The 16,091-nt window shown below is 61.2% G+C and carries 15 protein-coding genes and 2 pseudogenes; 11 read left to right on the top strand and 6 right to left on the bottom strand.

Features of this window, described 5'->3' with window-relative positions:
- Nucleotides 1-2: 2 nt before the first annotated feature.
- The 3 genes from ACZ48C_RS18005 to ACZ48C_RS17995 are packed head-to-tail and all read left to right on the top strand — an operon-like array spanning nucleotide 3 to nucleotide 2,388.
- Nucleotides 3-647 (top strand): GntR family transcriptional regulator, encoded by a 645-nt coding sequence (locus ACZ48C_RS18005; protein WP_119254865.1) that lies wholly within the window; start codon nucleotides 3-5, stop codon nucleotides 645-647.
- Between the two features lie 19 nt (nucleotides 648-666).
- Nucleotides 667-1,986 (top strand): amidase, encoded by a 1,320-nt coding sequence (locus ACZ48C_RS18000; protein WP_464783952.1) that lies wholly within the window; start codon nucleotides 667-669, stop codon nucleotides 1,984-1,986.
- An 18-nt stretch (nucleotides 1,987-2,004) separates the two neighbouring features.
- Nucleotides 2,005-2,388 carry an ectoine synthase gene (locus ACZ48C_RS17995; RefSeq protein ID WP_119254863.1) on the top strand — a complete coding sequence of 128 codons (384 nt, stop codon included), beginning with the start codon at nucleotides 2,005-2,007 and terminating at the stop codon, nucleotides 2,386-2,388.
- Between the two features lie 363 nt (nucleotides 2,389-2,751).
- Here ACZ48C_RS17995 and ACZ48C_RS17990 read toward each other — a convergent pair whose 3' ends face one another.
- Both ACZ48C_RS17990 and ACZ48C_RS17985 read right to left on the bottom strand, forming a co-directional pair.
- Nucleotides 2,752-3,210: an FCD domain-containing protein gene (locus ACZ48C_RS17990; protein WP_464783951.1), complete on the bottom strand. Its 459-nt coding sequence runs from the start codon at nucleotides 3,208-3,210 to the stop codon at nucleotides 2,752-2,754.
- A gap of 81 nt (nucleotides 3,211-3,291) precedes the next feature.
- Nucleotides 3,292-3,456, bottom strand: a pseudogene (locus ACZ48C_RS17985) (GntR family transcriptional regulator); the annotation flags it as partial.
- Nucleotides 3,457-3,619: 163 nt separating this feature from the next.
- Here ACZ48C_RS17985 and ACZ48C_RS17980 point away from each other — a divergent pair.
- Nucleotides 3,620-4,183: pseudogene (locus tag ACZ48C_RS17980) on the top strand (amino acid ABC transporter ATP-binding protein); the annotation flags it as partial.
- Between the two features lie 11 nt (nucleotides 4,184-4,194).
- Here the strand turns inward: ACZ48C_RS17980 and ACZ48C_RS17975 are convergent.
- The gene (locus ACZ48C_RS17975; RefSeq protein ID WP_424547086.1) at nucleotides 4,195-4,860 is read right to left on the bottom strand and encodes a GntR family transcriptional regulator; all 666 of its coding nucleotides are present in this window, start codon (nucleotides 4,858-4,860) and stop codon (nucleotides 4,195-4,197) included.
- 295 nt (nucleotides 4,861-5,155) lie between these two features.
- On the opposite strand from ACZ48C_RS17975, the gene ACZ48C_RS17970 reads away from it, so the two are divergent.
- A complete protein-coding gene (locus tag ACZ48C_RS17970; RefSeq protein WP_464783520.1) occupies nucleotides 5,156-6,064 on the top strand; it encodes a dihydrodipicolinate synthase family protein in 909 nt (302 codons plus the stop codon).
- A gap of 10 nt (nucleotides 6,065-6,074) precedes the next feature.
- Entirely contained in the window at nucleotides 6,075-7,175 is a 1,101-nt protein-coding gene (locus ACZ48C_RS17965; RefSeq protein ID WP_464783519.1) for a proline racemase family protein, read from the top strand.
- 228 nt (nucleotides 7,176-7,403) lie between these two features.
- Here ACZ48C_RS17965 and ACZ48C_RS17960 read toward each other — a convergent pair whose 3' ends face one another.
- Together ACZ48C_RS17960 and ACZ48C_RS17955 are read right to left on the bottom strand one after the other, a co-directional pair.
- Complete coding sequence (locus tag ACZ48C_RS17960; protein ID WP_464783518.1) at nucleotides 7,404-8,510, bottom strand: ABC transporter substrate-binding protein; 1,107 nt, start codon at nucleotides 8,508-8,510, stop codon at nucleotides 7,404-7,406.
- Nucleotides 8,511-8,607: 97 nt separating this feature from the next.
- Nucleotides 8,608-10,116: an aldehyde dehydrogenase family protein gene (locus tag ACZ48C_RS17955; protein WP_464783517.1), complete on the bottom strand. Its 1,509-nt coding sequence runs from the start codon at nucleotides 10,114-10,116 to the stop codon at nucleotides 8,608-8,610.
- A gap of 196 nt (nucleotides 10,117-10,312) precedes the next feature.
- Between ACZ48C_RS17955 and ACZ48C_RS17950 the strand changes: the two genes are divergently transcribed.
- Genes ACZ48C_RS17950 through ACZ48C_RS17930 form a run of 5 tightly spaced genes read left to right on the top strand, consistent with a single transcriptional unit; the run spans nucleotide 10,313 to nucleotide 14,369 of the window.
- Nucleotides 10,313-11,956: a GMC family oxidoreductase gene (locus tag ACZ48C_RS17950; RefSeq protein WP_424547081.1), complete on the top strand. Its 1,644-nt coding sequence runs from the start codon at nucleotides 10,313-10,315 to the stop codon at nucleotides 11,954-11,956.
- Nucleotides 11,940-12,434, top strand: a complete 495-nt coding sequence (locus ACZ48C_RS17945; protein WP_424547080.1) for a hypothetical protein — start codon at nucleotides 11,940-11,942, stop codon at nucleotides 12,432-12,434. The genes ACZ48C_RS17950 and ACZ48C_RS17945 overlap by 17 nt, the downstream gene beginning before the upstream one ends.
- 33 nt (nucleotides 12,435-12,467) lie before the next feature.
- Nucleotides 12,468-12,605 carry a hypothetical protein gene (locus tag ACZ48C_RS17940; RefSeq protein WP_424547079.1) on the top strand — a complete coding sequence of 46 codons (138 nt, stop codon included), beginning with the start codon at nucleotides 12,468-12,470 and terminating at the stop codon, nucleotides 12,603-12,605.
- A gap of 57 nt (nucleotides 12,606-12,662) precedes the next feature.
- Entirely contained in the window at nucleotides 12,663-13,412 is a 750-nt protein-coding gene (locus ACZ48C_RS17935) for an electron transfer flavoprotein subunit beta/FixA family protein (RefSeq protein WP_464783516.1), read from the top strand.
- A gap of 27 nt (nucleotides 13,413-13,439) precedes the next feature.
- The gene (locus ACZ48C_RS17930; protein WP_464783515.1) at nucleotides 13,440-14,369 is read left to right on the top strand and encodes an electron transfer flavoprotein subunit alpha/FixB family protein; all 930 of its coding nucleotides are present in this window, start codon (nucleotides 13,440-13,442) and stop codon (nucleotides 14,367-14,369) included.
- Between the two features lie 94 nt (nucleotides 14,370-14,463).
- On the opposite strand, the gene ACZ48C_RS17925 is transcribed toward ACZ48C_RS17930, so the two are convergent.
- Nucleotides 14,464-16,086 carry a choline dehydrogenase gene (locus tag ACZ48C_RS17925; RefSeq protein ID WP_464783514.1) on the bottom strand — a complete coding sequence of 541 codons (1,623 nt, stop codon included), beginning with the start codon at nucleotides 16,084-16,086 and terminating at the stop codon, nucleotides 14,464-14,466.
- Between the last annotated feature and the right edge of the window lie 5 nt (nucleotides 16,087-16,091).

The raw sequence follows: 16,091 nt of genomic DNA, 5'->3' as shown, positions 1-16,091 counted from the left end.
ACATGACCGAAACCGCTCCAAACGAACCAGCTTTCATCCGGGTTGCGAATGAAATCCGCAACAGCATTCTTTGCGGACGGATCCTGAGCGGCGCCGCCCTGATCGAGGCCGAGCTGATCGACGTCTATAACGTATCCCGCAACACGCTGCGGGAATCCCTGCAATTGCTCCGCCAGCAGGGGCTGCTGTCGCAGGAGCGCAACAAGAGCGTTCGGGTCAAGCGCCTTTCCGCGGCGGAGCTGAAGGACATCTTCATCGTGCGCCGCGTCGTCGAACTGAGCGCGCTGCGCGGCCGGCAGTCCGTGCCGGCCGACTGGCTGCAACGGCTCGGGGACCTCACGCGTGAAGGCACGGGGGCCATCGAGCGGGCCGACTGGCAGGTCGGGGCAACGACGAGCCTGCGCTTCCATCAGGAGATCGTCGCCCTTCATGGCAGCCCGATCTTCGACCAGATGTTTTCGCTCCTCGTCACCCAGTTGCGCCTCGTCTTCGTGACCGGGGCGCAGGAGCGCGCATTCCAGGAACCGTGGCTGATGAGGGAAACCGAAATCCACGGACTTCTGGCCGAGGGCCGATACGAGACCGCCGCCGACCGCCTCGAGATCTATCTCGCCGATGCCGAGGCGATGCTGATGACGCTGATGTAGAATGAGAAACGTGACCGACATGCCGAACGCGCCGACCGACCCTCGTTCCCCGCACGCCAAATTTGCGGCTGCCATCGCAGATTATCAGGCCCGCTCCTGGCAGGACCAGGCGATTTTTCTTGCGGAACGCTTCGCCGACGCGGGCGAAGAGCTGACCGATTGGGAACGCCTTCGGCAGGAAGGAGCCTCGCTGCCGCCGCTTGCGGGCCTGACGATGACGGCGAAGGCCTGTTTCGATGTCGAGGGGTGGCCCACCAGCTGCGCGTCGAGAGCATTGGCGAGCTCACCGGCGGCAACGCAAACGGCGCCCATGGTCGCCCGACTGCGCACCTACGGCGCGACCCTTGTCGCGCAGACCAACATGACGGAATTCGCCTATGGCGCCCTTGGCCTGAACTTGGCCTTCGGCACGCCCCGCACGCCGCTCGATGCGACGGGAGAGCGGGTGGCGGGAGGGTCCAGTTCCGGAGGGGCGGTCGCCGTTGCGCGGGGATATTGCGATATCGCGGTATGCTCGGACACCAGCGGCTCTGCCCGTATCCCCGCGGCGTTCTGCGGCGTCGTGGGCTTCAAGCCCAGCCGTGGCCGCTATTCGAGCGACGGCATGAAATGGCTGTCGACGTCCTTCGATGTGCCCGGCCTCATAACCCGCTCGGCGGACCTGTGCCGGATCGTCGATGCGCTCCTCGCGCATGGGGAAATCTCCGAGCCGGAGCCCACGCCGTTTCGCCTGGCCATCTCGGCCTGCTACAAGGAAGCCGTCATCGACGCGGACGTCCGCGACACCTTCACGCGCTGCATGAACGCCCTGGCGGATGAAGGCGTGGAGATCACGGAAATCCCACTCCCGAGCCTGCAGTCGGCGACGCGGATCACCGTCGAGGGGCGGATCATCGGCTACGAGGCCTACAGGTACCACGAGGCGCTCCTGAAGGCTGCGGAACATCTCTACGACCCGTTGATCGCGACGCGTCTCAGGCAGGGGGCGGAGGCGCCCGAAGGCGAATATCGCCGGGCGCTCGTCGAGCTGGACGCATGCCGGAAACAGTTCGACCGGGAAATCGAGGGGTTCGACGCGTTCGTGCTGCCGACGGTGCCGATGATGCCGCCACGCGCCAGCGACCTTGACGAGCAGTCTCGCTATCTCGCGATGAACAGCCGTTCCTTTTCCCTCACCGAATTCGCAAACCGGCTCGACCTGCCGAGCGTCACGCTGCCCGCCGGCGGCCTGCCCATCGGCATGATGCTGACGGGCGCCCGCGGCGGCGACGACAAGCTCCTGGCCATCGCCGGGATGCTTGAACCGGTCCTTGCGAAAGCCATCCAAAACCCCCTTTGAAAAAACCAGGAGTTTGAAATGATCGTCGTCACCTCACAGGAAATGGCAGGATCCGCACGGGATGTCTCCGGGCCGGGCTGGCAGAGCAAGCGCATGATCGTGCGCGAGCACGGCATGGGCCACTCGGTGCATGAAACCCGTGTCCTCGAAGGCGCCGAACTACATCTTCATTACAAGAACCACTTCGAAAGCAACTACTGCATTTCGGGTGAGGGCGAAGTCGAGCATAAGGTGACCGGGGAAGTGTTCCCGATCAAGCCGGGCACGATCTATTCGCTCAACGAAAACGATCCGCACATCCTGCGCGCCACGAAAGGCGACCTGCTGCTCGTCTGCGTCTTCACGCCGCCTCTTTCCGGCAACGAAACGCACAAGGCGGATGGAAGCTACGCAAGCGAATAGAGGAATCCGTCGCTCTAAAGGTCAGATCCTCAAATCACCTTCGAGACACAGCGACGAACCTCGATAAATCCTGCACCGCGCTCGCAGGCCCGGCATAGAAAAGGCTATGCCGGGCCTGCGCCGGGAACGAAGGACCGCGATAGTCCAAAAGTGCGCATTCGGGAAGAGGTAGAAGCCCCCCTCCGGCTCACGAACCTCAAGGCCGGGGATCGCGTCAAAACCCTTCGACGCGTTCACCGCGTGCCCGATATTCGACGACGGCCGACATCACGAAGTCCGGCGAACCGTTCAGCGCCGCCGCCGCAGCCCGCGATGATCTCCTTGCCCTTGCGTGCAGCCATCCTTGCGGGGGCAAATATTCAATCAAGGGAGTTCGATTTCAGAGTTCGACAATTGCTCAAACACCCTCGACATACGCGCGGCAATTTGCTCCGCGCGAGCCCTGCTCAAGCGATCGGCTTCTTCGACATTCCTCTCGACGAGAGCCGTAATGATAGCGGAGTGGTCATCAAGGACGATGGGCAATTCAGCAGTCCTCGAATTGGGGCGATGCCAGTGCCATAACCGTTGCTGCTTGGTGAGAAGGCGAGAGAGAAGCCATGAAAAGTGAGGATTTCGGCCAACAGCCGCGATCTTTTCGTGAAACGCGGCATTTGCACCAATCACCTGGGTAGTGTTGCCTGTTGCGAGCGCATTTCGAAGCGCATCGGCACTGATCTCCAAAATGGAAATATCGTGCGGCAAGTAATTTTCCGCGGCGCATCGGGCGGTGACGCGAAGCATCAGTATGAAGGCTTCGTAATATTGGGGAATCGTGGACATGTCGATTGCCGCAACCGTGGGCGCACGATGAGGCTGAATATCTACCAAGCCTTCGCAGGCCAATCGCACAAGTGCCGCTCTAATCGGCGTCCGGGACAAGGAAAACCGACGAGCCAGATTTTCCTCGTCAATCGGCGCGCCCGGGCCTAGCGCGACGTCGATTATGTCGTGCTTGAGGCATTCATAGACAAGTTCAACGCCACGGCCTCTCGCCAAATTAGCAAGAGCGCTATACCCAGTATCCACTCGCGAAAATCCACTTCTCCCCGCAATGGATATAATATACAATATTGCCTTTATCGGGTAAAGGATGCGAATGGCCGGCGCTGGAGATTGGTGTCGTCCCCAATGCCTTTGCAATAAGACGAGCTTCGTTCAGCCCCGCCCAAACGGACAGGCGGTACCGACCTTGAAAGCTTATCGACGCCATGCGGGCAAACTCTATGAGATGAAGCAAAGCGAGGTCGCGCGGCAGCGTGCCGATATCGGAATGGTGTTCCAGAACTTCAATCTGTTTCCGCATATGACCGTTCTGGAAAACATCATCGAGGCGCCCATAGGGGTGCGGAAGATCGCCAGGTCGCAGGCGACCAGCGAGGCGATGGAACTCCTGGGCAAGGTCGGACTGGCCGAGAAAGCCTCGGCCTATCCCAGGACGCTTTCCGGTGGCCAGCAGCAGCGTGTCGCGATTGCCCGCGCACTGGCGATGCGGCCCAAGCTCATGCTTTTCGACGAGCCGACGAGCGCGCTCGATCCGGAACTCGTAGGGGAAGTCCTCCTCGTCATGCGCGCGCTGGCAGACGAGGGGATGACGATGATCGTCGTCACCCACGAACTGGGCTTCGCGCGCGACGTGGGCGATCTGGTCGTCTTCATGGACGGTGGTGTCGTCGTGGAACAGGGCAGCCCGGAAGAACTCTTCTCCAATACGAAGACCGCCAGGGCGCAATCCTTCCTCAGCCGCATCAGGTAGAAGCGGAAGACTTATGCGGCGGACTGCCCCGAAGCCTCGGCGGCCTGGTGTTTCTCCAGCAGGTCGACAAGCACGACACGGACATGGTCGATGTGTTCCCACATCAGGGCGGCCGCCTCATCGAACTTGCGCTCCTCGCAAAGCCGGAGAAGCTCGTTGTGTTCCCTGACGGCCCGCTCCGGGTCGCCCTTGATATTGGACAGCTGGAATCGCGTGTGACGGTCACATTCCTGCAACAGGGTCTGAACCGTCGCCATCATTCGCGGGCTGTCGGCGTGACGGTAGAGGACCATATGGAATTCCGTGTTCAGCTCGTTCCAGCTTTCGCTGTCCTGATTGGTGATCGAGTCCGTGTAACGAGCGAGGATCTTCCTCAGGCTTTTGAAGTCGGCGGGCTTCAGCAGCGGCGCCGACCGCTTCAGCAGGAACGGCTCCAACAGTGTCCGCATGTTGAAGAGTTCTTCGATCTCCTTTGCGGACAACTCGACGACGATGGCACCCTTGTGGGGAAGGATTTTCACCAGCCCTTCGCTTTCGAGCTGTACGAGCGCCTCGCGGATCGGGATACGGCTCATACCGCATTCGGCTGCGAGTATATCCTGCTTGAGTTGAGCTCCCGGCTGAAACCGTCCTGCGAGAATCCTGTCGCGTATCACTTCCGCGGCCGCCATCGCCATGGTTTTATGACTCAGGCTTTTTCGAGCATTTGACACATTGCAATCCTTATTCTGCGCCGGCGATTTTATACGAATTCTGTATTGAGAGCAGCACTCCCTACACGGTTTTCAAGAACTTTTCGCCGTGATTGTCGCCCGGAACGCCCCCTCGCCTCCCGCTTTGGAAAGTTCACGAGGCACGGAGCATCCTCGCATCCCGAACCGCATCACCACCTTTTTGCAAGAAAAGCGTTGCCAATCCTTTTCGCATATTTTATACAATTAAACACTGGTTTTTCAGAGGATTGACGCCACAATGCAGCCGAACGGTATTATCTCCGCGATCATCACACCCTTTTCTTCCGATGGTGAATCCGTCAACGAAAGCGAGCTCCGCGCGATTGTCGAAAGCGGCATCACAAGCGGACTGGGCGGCATCGTTCCCTGTGGAGGCACGGGGGAATTCGCGGCGATGTCACCCGACGAACGGCGCAGGGTCGTCGAGATCGTCGTCGAGCAGGCGGGCAAGCGAACGTCCGTCATGGCCCAGGTCGGTGCGAATTCCACACGCGAGGCGGTCGCCCATGCGAAACATGCGGTAAAGGTCGGCGCGGATGCGATCATGCTGGCGACGCCCTATTACGAATCCATCGATTTTGACGGTGTTCGCCGCTACTTCCATGATGTCGCCGCGGCGAGCGACCTGCCGATCTGCATCTATAATTTCCCGCCGGCAATGGGCATCAGGTACGATGCGGATCGCGTCCGGACGCTCGTCGGGGAAATTCCCAGCATCAAGTTCATGAAGGATTCGAGCGGCGACTTCGCCTTGCTCGACAGCCTCATCAACAGCGGCACGGGCGTGCAGCTCTTCGCCGGCGAGGACGTCCTGGCGTTTCCCGCATTCCTGCAGGGATGCGCCGGCGTCATCAACGGCGCTGCCAACTTCCTCACTCCCGCATTCGTTAAGATGCTGAATGCCTCCAATGACGGGCAATACGAGGATGTCATGACGACCTGGCGGAAAATCAATCCCCTGATCTCCGAGGTCATCAGCGGCCACTACAACGGCGGCGTCAAGGCGGCCGTGGCTGCGCTGGGCTTCGATGTCGGCCCGATCCGCGCGCCTTACAACAGCCTGTCACAGGAAAAAACCGAGCGGATCCAGGCGATCGTCAAATCCATGGATCCCGCACTTCTCAACACGCCGAAAACCGCCCGCTAGGAGAAATGCCATGAAGCTCAAGGTTGTTGACGCGCATTCGTCCGGCGCACCGTGCAGGACGGTCATCGGCGGATTGGAAGACCTGGGCATCGTCGGAAGCACGATGCTCGAGAAGAAGAAGTACATCGAACAGAACCATGACTGGCTGCGAACCTCGTTGCTGCAGGAGCCACGTGGCTTTCCCGCCGTCAATGCCGACCTGGTGCTGCCGCCCTGCAATCCCGATGCCGATGTCGGCCTCGTGATCATCAACCAGCGACCGATCTATCCCGTCATGTCGGGCGGCAATATTCTCTGCTTCACGGCGGCGATCCTGCATGCGGGCGTCGTGCCGATCGACAATGACAATCCCGTTACGATCGTGCGCGTCGATACGCCGGCCGGGCTCGTGATCGCCAAGGCGGCCTGCCGTGACGGCCTCGTCGAATCGGTGTCCGTGGAGAACGTCCCGTCCTATGCGACGCATCTCGACATGGAACTCCATGTCCCCGGTATCGGAAACCTCACCGTCGACGTGGCCTATGGCGGAATGTTCTACCTCATCGTGTCGGCAAAACAGCTCGGTCTGAAACTGGTGCCCGAGAACGCGGCGGACATTTGCGAGATCGGCGAGCGAATCCGCGCGGCCGCCGTTACGGCGATCAAGGTGGACAATCCGGCCAGCACCGGCATGAGCGTGGTCGATGCGGTGATGATCTACGACGAACCGCATTCGCCGGAAAATCATGGCCGCTCCGCCGTCGTCATGCCGATGCTTCCCGGTGCGCCGACCTTCGCCACGGGCGCGAACGCACTTATCGATCGCTGCCCCTGCGGCACCGGCACCTCGGCGCAGATTGCCGCCCTGCATGCCAAGGGCAAGCTCAGGGTCGGCGAAGATTTCCGGCAGGAAAGCATCATCGACGAGGTTTATATCGCAAGGCCCGTTCGTGAAATCGAGGTCAACGGCAAGCCGGGGATCGTTCCCGAACTGGTGGGCACCGCTCATGTGATCGCTGAATCGGTCATCCACATTTCCGAACGTGATCCCCTGCGGCACGGCTTCAAGGTCGGCGACATGTGGCCGGGCCGGGTGCCGTCCTCACCCCCGACTTTCGGCGCGAAAGGGTAGGTTTCAGCCACCCCTTTCCAATTGGCGGGAATACCCATCAAGCAACCGGCGGCCGTCAAGGCCGCCGGTTTTGTTTGTCGCTCGCATCTGATGCGCAGGCTTCCGACATGCTGCGCGTCTCCAGGACACGTAGGGTTCGAGCGACCTATAGGGAACGCTTGTCGCCTCTCGTTCAAACACAAAAGGCTCCGGCGGATGCCGGAGCCTTTTGCGTCGATACCGGAGGGATCAAAGGGTCCCGGCCTTGAAGTCGTTCCAGATCTGGACGCGCCGCTCGATATCTTCCGGCGGGCTAAAGACCGAGAGCTTTTCCCAGAAGCCGGGCGTATCCTGATCCAGAATGGTCGTCTTGTGCAGGACCTCGTCGCTCAGTCCGGCCTTGCGTGCATCGGCCGTGCTCAGGACGCCGTTGGTCTGGGCAGATGCGACGAACCGCGCCTGCCAGTCCGGCGCGAGAATGTCGCTGATAAACTGATACGAGGCATCACGTTCGCCGCGCGGCGTCACGGCCGCATTGTCGATCCAGCCCAGAGTACCTTCCTTGGGGAAGGAATAGCCGAACTTGTTCTGGCCATCGGCATTGAGCGTGAAGACCGAGTTGACCACCATGCAATAGCCGACCAGAGCGTCGCCGGCGGCGAAGATGGCGGTCTGGTCACTGGGACCACGGGAGATCGACCCGACTTGCGGCCGCAGTTCCTTGAGCGCTTCGACGACGGCTGCGAATTCGTCCTCGGTCAGGTTATAGGGGTCCTTTGCGCCCGCCTTCATGGCGATCATCGGGATCGTCGCATAGCCGTCGTCGAAGAGATTGACCTTGCCTGCGAAGCGCTTGTCCCAAAGCGCGTTCCAGGTGTCCATTCCCTCTTCGCCGACGCTGCGGGCGAACATCAGCGGCTGAACGCCCCAGTTGTACGGAATGCCGTAGATCTTCCCGTCGATGGCGTTGCGCTTCTCGAAATTGAAGCCCTTCGCAACGTAGGACGCATTCGGGATTTTCGACACGTCGAGCGGAGCGATGAAGTTGCTGTCGACATGGCGCTTCAGGTTTCCGGAATCGACGATGATGACGTCGGGCTCGATCGAGCCGGCCGCCATCTGGGCGTACATCTCGTCAGCCGAGCCGGTGAGCACGACATTGACCTCGATGCCGGTCTTTTCGGTCCATTCCTTGATCCACGGATCGAGATGATAGGTTTCCCAGGAGAAAACGGTCAGCTTGTCCGCGGCGCGGGCCGATCGGATGATGCTGGGCGCCGCGAGCGTCGCAAGCGCGGCGCCCGACAGTTTCAGCATTGAGCGTCGCGGCATGATCAATGTTTGTTTCAGGTCCATTCTCCATCTCCTCTGGTTTGGTTACTACGCTTCACGAAAAGCCGTGCTCACGCTTTCGGCTTTCCTCCGGGCATTTCCGGTCGACCGATACGGCGCCCTATCGAGACCGCGGGAAGAACGCTTCCTTGGGCGAAACCCTGATCCCGATCGTCTTGACTTCCATGAATTCATCGAGGCCGGCCTGCCCCTTCTCCCGGCCAAGGCCGCTGGCCTTGTAGCCGCCGAACGGCAGCTGCGGCTTGCCTTCCAGGCTCGTGTTGATTTCGATCGTGCCGGTGCGGACACGTTGAGCGACCTGAAACGCCGTCTGGATATCCCGGGTCCAGACGCTTCCGGCCAATCCGTAATCGGACTGGTTGGCCAGGCGGATTGCATCCTCGACCGTATCGAAGCGCGTGACCGTCAGGACGGGACCGAAGACCTCGTCCCTGAAAATCGACATGCCGGACGTCACGCCGTCGAGGATGGTGGGAAGATATGTCTGTGCCGGGGCGCCCGGAAACGCCGCCTGCCCCACGACCTCGCCGCCACATACGACCGTCGCTCCTTCTTGCCTCGCTCCCTCCACATGGCCGTGGACAAGCTTGAGGTGCGCGGGCGAAATCAGCGGCCCGATATCCGTTTCCCGATCGCTGAGGTTTCCGAGATTCAGCTTACGGGCGCGCGCCGCGAGCTTTTCGACAAAGGCGTCGGCAATCGCTTCTTCCACGAGGAGGCGCGAACCGGCACAGCATACCTGCCCCTGATGCATGAAGATGGAAAACAGGACGCCGTCGGCGGCTGCGTCCAGGTCTGCATCGGCGAAGACGACCGCGGCGGATTTTCCACCGAGTTCAAGGGAAATACGCTTGAAATTCACATGCTGGCCCTTGAGGATTTCCCTGCCCGTTCGCGTGGAGCCGGTGAAGGAAACAAGCTCGATATCCGGGCTTTCGGAAATCGCGCGTCCCACCGGGTCGCCATATCCCGTCACCACGTTCAAGACCCCGTCAGGAATGCCGGCGGCCTGGGCGAGACGCGCCAGTTCCAGTGCCGTGCCGGAGGTGAATTCGGACGGCTTCACGACGACCGAACAGCCGGCCGCCAGCGCGAGCGGTACTTTCTGGGCGAAGATGATCGTCGGAAAGTTCCACGGAACGATCGCGCCGACGACGCCGATGGGTTCCTTGACGACGAATGCGTTGAGACCGTCCCCGACATCCATGAAGGCCTGACCGGCTATATTCTGCGCCATTGCGGCGGCGTAGGAAATAAGCTCGACCGTCCCTTCCACATCGCCTTTCGCGACGCGATAGATCTTGCCGGCCTCCTCGATCTCGATGGCGATGAGCCGCTCTGCCGCCTGCTCCACAAGCGCGGCCCATTTGCCGAGAATCTTCGCCCGTTCGGCTCCCGGCTTACGCGACCATTCACCGCTTTCGAAGGCGGCTTTGGCGTTTTCGATCGCATTTTCCGCATCCCGGTCCGTTCCCTCGGCGAACTGCGCGACGACCCTGCCCGTTTCCGGGTTCACCCTTTCGATGAACGTGATGGAATGAACCTCCTTGCCGCCGATCCAGTGCCCGTAAGAACGCGGCACTTCATAGCTAATCTCAGGATTCTGCATCACATTTCTCCGATGGAATTCAATTGTCGAAGTCTATTATATACTTTATACAATTTTTCGCAACGGGCCACGGGACCAAGATGCGCAGCTCACATTCCAGGTGCGCTTGCGCCGCCAGCGCGAAAAACCCCTTGCCTTTCGTATAAAATATCCAATAATGCCGGAACGTCAACTGTTCCCATCCGATGGAGATGACATGAAGCCCACGCCGAGCCCTTCCGCAGAAGAGTACGATGTCCTGGTGGTCGGCGCCGGCCCCTCGGGCGCCATCGTTTCCCACACGGTGGCTTCCGCCGGCCTCAAGGTCGCGTGTCTCGAGCAGGGCGACTGGACCAGCCCGTCCGATTACCCTGCGAATTTCGACATGTGGGAAGTCGTCGCGCGCGCCCACTGGCAGACGGAACCCAATCTGCGAAAGAATCCGGCGGACTATCCGATGGAGCTTTCCGAGACCGATCTTCCACCATCCATGTACAGCGCCGTCGGTGGATCGACGATCCACTTCGGTGCCCTTTGGCCCCGGCTCACCGCTTCGGATTTCCGGGTCCGCACGCTTGACGGGGTATCGGACGATTGGCCGATCACGTATCAGGACCTGGCGCCATATTACGATCGCGTCGACAATTTCATCGGCGTTTCGGGACTTGAGGGTGACACCGCCTATCCCGACGGGCTGGCCCCTCCCCTCCCTCCTCACCCGCTCGGCAAGACGGGCCTGAAGACGGCCGAAGCCTTGAACGAGCTCGGCTGGCATTGGTGGCCCGGCGCGAACGCCATTCCAACGCAGAAGCATGGTTCGCTTGCCGCCTGCGCGCGATGGGGGACATGCGTGCAAGGGTGTCCGGAAGGGGCGAAGGCATCGTTCGATCTTGCCTATTGGCCTGCGGCCATCGCAGCAGGCGCCAAGCTGATCACGGGCGCGCGGGTGTATGAGATCACGACCGATGGCGACGGCGCCGTAACCGGCGTGAACTGGATCGGCAAGGACGGCCGCCAGCACACGCGGGCAAAGTATGTCGTCATGTGCGCGAATGGCATCGGAACAGCCCGGCTGCTGCTGCTTTCCAGATCGGAGAAGCATCCCTCGGGCCTTGCGAATTCCTCGGGCCTCGTCGGCAAGAACCTCATGCTGCATCCCAATTGCTGCGCGATGGGATACTATGACGAAGATCTCGAAACCTGGCGGGGGCCCTTGGGCGCCGTGATCAGTTCGATGGAATTCTACGAGACCGACAAGTCCCGCGGCTTCGTCAGAGGCTCGAAAATGCATGCGTCAACGGCACCGGGGATCATCCTGAATGGGATCGATCCCCATCGCTCCCTGCCGTTCGATCAGCTCTGGGGCGAGAGCTTCCATCAGGTCATCCGAGACGCATGCAACACGATCCTGTGGGCTGCGAATATCGAGGACCTTCCCGAGGAAACGAACAGGGTCACCATCGATCCCCATCTGACGGACGGAGACGGCATTCCTGCGCCGAAGATCGAATATCGCTTCAGCGAAAATACCCTTCGCATCCGGGATTTCACGCTCGACCGTATGGTCGAGGCACACAAGGCCGCGGGCGCGAAGAAGGTCATCGCGATCGCGGAAATGCCGGGCGAGCCCGGTCATCTTCTGGGCACCGCCCGCATGGGAGCGGACCCCAAGTCCTCGGTCGTCGACCCTGACGGTCGCGCCCATGACGTGCGCAACCTGCTGATCGCCGACGGCAGCATTTTCGTGACGAGCGGATCGGCCAATCCGACCAGCACCATCTGCGCGCTGGCGCTGAAAATCGCGGAAAACCTCGTGAACGTCGTCAAGAGCGAAGGATATGCCGATGTCTGTGCAAACTGAAAAGCCCGCAGCCATGCGACTGAGTGTTTCGCATATGAAGCGTCGCCCAAGACGGGCATTCACGGAACAGGAGGCCGGCGTCCTGCGGCTGGTCGCCGATACGCTGATTCCTGCGAAAGGCTCCTACCGGAGCGGGAGTTCCGTCACCGGTTTCATCGATCTGGCAACGCGGGCCACAACTATTCTCGATGCAAAATTTGAAATGCTGGAAGCGCTCCTTGCCGAGCTCGGAAATGTCCCTCCCGGCTCCATGTGGCAGTATCTGGAGGAGCTCAACCGCACGAGATTCGACGCGTTCTATACACTGTCGCTCATCATAGCCGCCGCATATCTGAATTCGCCGGAACTCAAGAGCGAACTCAACTACCCGGCCCCTCATCAGAACCCCGCCGGAATGTTCGAGATCGCCGATGAATTGTCGAGTGGAATTCTCGATCCGGTGATCGAACGCGGGCCTGTTTTCGTATCGGCCGACTGAAGTTCAGCCAGCAATCCTGATGGGGAGAAGAAGATGCAATCGACGTCTCACGGCAGCCAGCCTCTCACTCCGGGCATGAGCGTTGCGTTGGGATTTTTCTCGATGAGAAGCCTGTTCGGCCTGGCTGGGCTGGCCGCCCTAGCGGCACTCGCGATGAGCACGCTGATCTGATCTCTCTTCGCAAACGTTGCCGTCGCTTCTGAAAGAAAACAAATACAGGAACCGCCCATGAAACTTCTCGTACCCATCAAGCGTGTTGTTGACTACAACGTAAAGATCCGTGTGAAGTCTGATGGCTCGGGTGTCGAGCTTGCCAATGTGAAGATGTCGATGAACCCGTTCGACGAGATTTCGGTCGAGGAGGCGCTGCGTCTGAAGGAGGCGGGCAAGGCCGAGGAAGTGGTGGTGGTGTCGATCGGCCCTGCCAAGGCCGAAGAGACGCTGCGCACCGCGCTCGCCATGGGCGCCGACCGCGCCGTGCTGGTCGAGACGGACGACGCCGTCGAGCCGCTGGCGGTCGCCAAGATCCTCAAGGGTGTTGCCGAGGCCGAACAGCCCGGCCTGATCATCGTCGGCAAGCAGGCGATCGACGACGATTCGAACCAGACCGGCCAGATGCTCTCGGCCCTCCTCGGCTGGGCGCAGGCCACCTTCGCCTCCAAGGTGGAGATCGGTTCCGGCTCGGCGCAGGTCACCCGCGAAGTCGACGGCGGTCTGCAGACCATCGAGGTCAAGCTTCCGGCGGTCGTCACGACCGACCTTCGCCTCAACGAGCCGCGTTATGCCTCGCTGCCGAACATCATGAAGGCGAAGAAGAAGCCGCTCGACAAGAAGGCACCGGCCGATTTCGGCGTCGATACGAGCCCGCGCCTGAAGGTGCTGAAGACCGAGGAGCCGTCCGGCCGCAAGGCGGGCGTCAAGGTCAAGTCGGTCGCCGAGCTGGTCGAAAAGCTCAAGACCGAAGCCGGCGTGCTTTGATCGGCGAGATTTGAGGAGATTACGATAATGGCCATTCTTCTTCTGGCAGACCACGACAACGCTCACCTTTCCGACCAGACCGCCAAGGCGCTGACGGCAGCGAGCAAGATCGGCTCGGACGTGCATGTGCTCGTCGCCGGCAGCAATGCCAAGGCTGCGGCCGATGCGGCCGCCAGGCTCTCGGGCGTGACGAAGGTGTTGCTCGCCGACGATGCCAGCCTCGGCAACAATCTTGCCGAACCGCTGGCCGCGCTCATCGTGTCGCTGGCCGGCAACTATGACGCCATCGTTTCGGCTGCGACCTCGGTCGGCAAGAACGTGCTGCCGCGCGTTGCCGCCCTGCTCGATGTCGCGCAGGTCTCGGAGATCGTCGAGGTCGTCTCGGCCGACACGTTCAAGCGTCCGATCTATGCCGGCAATGCCATCCAGACGGTTCAGTCCACCGATGCGAAGAAGGTGATCACCGTTCGCACGGCTTCCTTCGCCGCAGCAGGTGAAGGCGGAAGCGCAGCCATCGAGGCCATCTCCGCTGCAGCGAACCCGGGCCTGTCCACCCACGTCAAGGATGCCCTGTCCTCATCCGACCGCCCGGAACTGACATCGGCGAAGATCATCATCTCGGGCGGCCGTGCGCTCGGCTCGTCTGAAAAATTCCAGGAAGTGATCCTTCCGGTTGCCGACAAGCTGGGTGCCGCCGTCGGCGCGTCCCGCGCGGCCGTCGATGCCGGCTATGCGCCGAACGACTGGCAGGTCGGGCAGACGGGCAAGGTGGTTGCCCCGCAGCTCTACATCGCCTGCGGCATCTCCGGTGCGATCCAGCATCTTGCCGGCATGAAGGACAGCAAGGTCATCGTCGCGATCAACAAGGACGAGGAGGCGCCGATCTTCCAGGTCGCAGACTACGGCCTCGTCGGTGACCTCTTCGAAATCCTCCCGGAGCTTGAGAAGGCCCTCTGAGGCGCATCGGGTCGATGGGAATTTCCCGAACCCTTCGAAACAGGGTTCTCATCGTCGCAGGATGAGGCGGAGGAATGCTCCGCCTCATCGCATGTCATCGCAGGATCGGCGCCTCGGAGGCTGGCAGCTGCCGGCCCAATATCGCGTCCGCGATTTTTTCACCGATCATGATCGTGGGCGCGTTCGTATTGCCTGTCGTCAGCGCCGGCATCAGCGACGCATCCGCGATGCGCAGCTTCGAGACGCCGCGAACCAGACCGTTCTCGTCCGTCACGGCATCTTCGTCCACACCCATCCGGCACGTCGCGACCGCGTGGTATCCGGTCCCGGCATTCTGGCGGATCCACGCTGCGAGGTCCTTGTCCGAGGAAATCTCGGAGCTGGGCGTGACTTCTCTTCCGCGCAGCGGATCCCACGACTTCTGCCGGATGATCTCGCGCGTCTTGCGGACACCTTCGATCATTTCCTTCAGGTCGGCATCCTGCGTCAGGAAGCCGATCTCGATCTTCGGCGTATCCTTGGGGTTCGCTGAACGCAAGGAGACCTTGCCGCGGCTCTTCGGCCTCATGACGCTGGTGAAATACTGGAAACCGTCCAGCACCCGTGCCTCGCCGCGATAGAACTCGCCGATCATGGGAAAGAACTCGTGCTGGATGTTCGGATAGGCCACGCTGTCGTTGCCGCGGAAGAACGCCCCGACCTCGAAGTAGTTGCTTGCCCCGAGGCCGCCTTTCGTCAAAAGCCATTGCGCGCCGACGAATGGCCTTCCCAGTTTGGAAAGCCGCTTGGTCGGAGAGACCGCCTTGGTCGTGGTATACTGGATCGCGACCGCCACATGGTCCTGGAGGTCCTTGCCGACGCCGCGCAGATGCACGACCGTATCGATGCCATGCGCCTTCAGGTCATCGGCATCGCCGATACCGGAGAGCATCAGGATCTTCGGCGTGTCGAAGGCACCGGCACTCAGCACGACCTCCTTATCGGCATATGCGGTCTGAAGCCCACCGGCGGTTTCGAACTGCACACCGGTCACGGTCGTGCCTTCCATGACGAGTTTGGTGACGGTCGCTCCGATAACGACCGTCAGGTTGCGACGCTTTTCCGCGGGGCGCAGATAGGCGACCGCGGTGCTTTCGCGCGAACCGTTGCGGGTGGTCGCCTGGGCGACGTTCACCCCTTCCTGCTTGCCGGCATTCTGGTCGGGATTGAGGCCGAGCCCGAAATCCTGGCCGGCACCGAGAAACGCCTGATAAAGCGGATTCTCTGCCTTGCACTGGTGGACGTGCAGCGGCCCGCTGCCTCCCCGATATTCGTTCGGGCCCTTTTCATAGGTCTCCATTTTCCTGAAATACGGCAGGACATGCGCGTACGACCATCCCGGCAGGCCCCTGGCTGCCCAGCCCTCGTAATCCAGAGGGTTGCCTCGAACGAATACCATGCCGTTGATCGAGGAGGATCCACCCAGCACGCGTCCGCGGTGCTGGTCGCTCACCTGGCCGTTGAGACCGGGCTCCGGTTCGGATTTGTAGCCCCAATTGTACTTGGTGCTCTCGAGCGGCAGGCCAAGGGCCGCCGGCATCCTCATGATGATCGAGCCGTCGCGTGGGCCTGCCTCGAGAAGGAGGACGGAGCGATTGCCGTCCTCGGTCAGGCGGTTTGCAACCACGCAGCCCGCTGACCCGGCACCGACGACGATATAGTCATATGTTTTGGACATCGGGC

Source organism: Shinella sp. 1A1, from assembly GCF_055379515.1.
This window is presented reverse-complemented; position numbering and strand designations above follow the sequence as displayed.